The 2,104-nt window shown below is 69.5% G+C and carries 1 protein-coding gene and 1 pseudogene; both read right to left on the bottom strand.

Features of this window, described 5'->3' with window-relative positions; all coding sequences use genetic code 11:
• A pseudogene (locus tag H3O04_RS35125) lies at positions 1-708 on the bottom strand (lactonase family protein); the annotation flags it as partial.
• On the bottom strand, positions 695-2,062 hold the full coding sequence (locus H3O04_RS35120) for an MFS transporter (protein WP_202589494.1): 1,368 nt from the start codon (positions 2,060-2,062) through the stop codon (positions 695-697). The pseudogene H3O04_RS35125 and the gene H3O04_RS35120, both read right to left, overlap by 14 nt.
• Positions 2,063-2,104 lie beyond the last annotated feature (42 nt).

Below are 2,104 nucleotides of genomic sequence, written 5' to 3'. Positions count from 1 at the left end.
GGCGCGCATGGCCTTGCGCGAGTTCGGCGACGGCCGGATGGCGCGCGCTCACATGCGGGTCGCCGAGCCGGCCGGTGTCGGTATCGCGCGCGAAGGTCGCGAGCGTTCCCTGGAATTCGCTGACGACGATGAGCGTGCGGCCGTCATCCGCGAACCGCAGGTGACGCGGGCCGAAGCCGGCCGGCACGCGCGTTTCGCCGTGCTCGATCGCGCGCAGGCCGGCGGCGTCCTCGACGAGCGCGAAGCCGAACACGCGGTCCGAACCGAGCGAGCTGACGTACGCGAAACGGTTGTCCGGCGACACGATCACCGCGTGCGCGTTCGCGATGCCGCTCGCGACTTGCAGCGGCGTGCCGTCGCCGTCGCGCACGCGGGCGGCGTCGTAGAGGCTCAGCGAATTCCCGCCGTACGACGCACCGAGCAGCCAGCGGCCGCTGCGGTCGAGCGACAGGTACGCATGGCTTGCGTCGATCGCGGTCGTGCCGATGCGCGCGAGCGTGCCCGCGGCGAGCAACCGACGATCGTCGCGTTCCGCGTCGCGACGTAGAGCCGCGTGCGGTCGGCCTGCACGGCGATCGGCATCGCGACGTTGGCGGCCGGATAACGGGCGAGCGGCGCGAGCGTGCCGTCGCCGGTGAGGGCGAAGGTGGCGAGGTCGCCGTCGACGGCATTCGAGACGACGACGGTCAGGCGGTCAGTGTTCGGCATGGCGGAGCATCGAGGCGTGCGAGAAAGTTTCGTCGGCCGGCTGGCCGCGCGGCGGATCGCTGCGCCGGTGCGTGCGCGCGAACAGCGCGGGGACCGCGGCGACGAGCGAAGCGATCGCGAGCGCATACAGCCCGCCCGTGATCGAACCCGTATGTTGCTTCAGATAGCCGAAGGCCGTCGGCGCGACGAAACCGCCGAGGTTGCCGACCGAGTTGATCAGCGCGATCGCGGCCGCGGCCACCCGCGTATCGAGATAGCCCTGCGGAATCGGCCAGAACAGCGACGACGCGGCCTTGAAGCCGAGCGCGGCGAAGCAGATCGACGCGAACGACCAGACCGGATCATGCGACGTCGACGCGAACAGCCCGCACGCGGCCAGCACGAGCGCGCACGCCAGCCAGCGCTGCGGATGCTTCCACTTCGACGACAGCACCGCGAAGCCGTACATCGCGCCGATCGCGATCATCCACGGAATCGTGTTGTACAGGCCGACCTGGAAATCGGTGAGCCCGCCCATCTTGCGAATGATGGTCGGCAGCCAGAACGTGGCCGCGTAGATCGTCAGCTGGATCGAGAAGTACAGGAAGCAGAACAGCATGATCTGCGGATCGCGCAGCAGCGTGGTGGCGCGCACCGGCACGTTCGAGCGGACGTCGCGCGTCGCGCGCTCGTCGTCGAGTGCGTTCTGCAGCGCCGTCCGTTCTTCGGCGGTGAGCCACGTCGCATCGCGGATATGCGATTTCAGCAGCAGCCAGCTCGCGCCGCACAGCGCGACCGAGAACAGCCCTTCGATCAGGAACATCCATTGCCAGCCTTCCAGGCCGAAGCCGCGGATCGACAGCAGCGCGCCGGTGACGGGCCCGGACAGCACCGACGCGAACGCGGAGCCGCCAAGGAAGATCGCCATCGCCTTGCCGCGTTCCTGCGGCGGCAGCCATTGCGACAGGTACAGCACGACGCCGGGGAAGAAGCCGGCCTCGGCCGCGCCGAGCAGGAAGCGCAGCGCGTAGAACGACGTGTCGTTCCACACGAACGCCATCGCGGCCGCGACGATGCCCCATGTCGCCATGATCCGCGCGAGCCAGATGCGCGCGCCGTAGCGCTGCATCAGCAGGTTCGACGGCACTTCGAACAGCGCGTAGCCGACGAAGAACAGCCCGGCGCCGAGCCCGTACGCGGCCGCGCCGATGCCGATCGACGCTTCGAGATGGCGATCGACGAAGCCGACGTTCACGCGGTCGATGTAGTTCGCGATGAACATGATCAGCACGAGCGGCAGCACGTGCCACTTCACTTTCGAGACGGCGGACGCGAGCGGGTCGCGGCCGGGCAGGACGGACGAGGGCGGGTTCAAGGGTGTCTCCGGTCGGGGGACGGCGGACGGGGCGGCGGCCCG

Source organism: Burkholderia sp. KCJ3K979 (genome assembly GCF_016759955.1).
GTDB lineage: Bacteria > Pseudomonadota > Gammaproteobacteria > Burkholderiales > Burkholderiaceae > Burkholderia > Burkholderia orbicola.
This window is presented reverse-complemented; position numbering and strand designations above follow the sequence as displayed.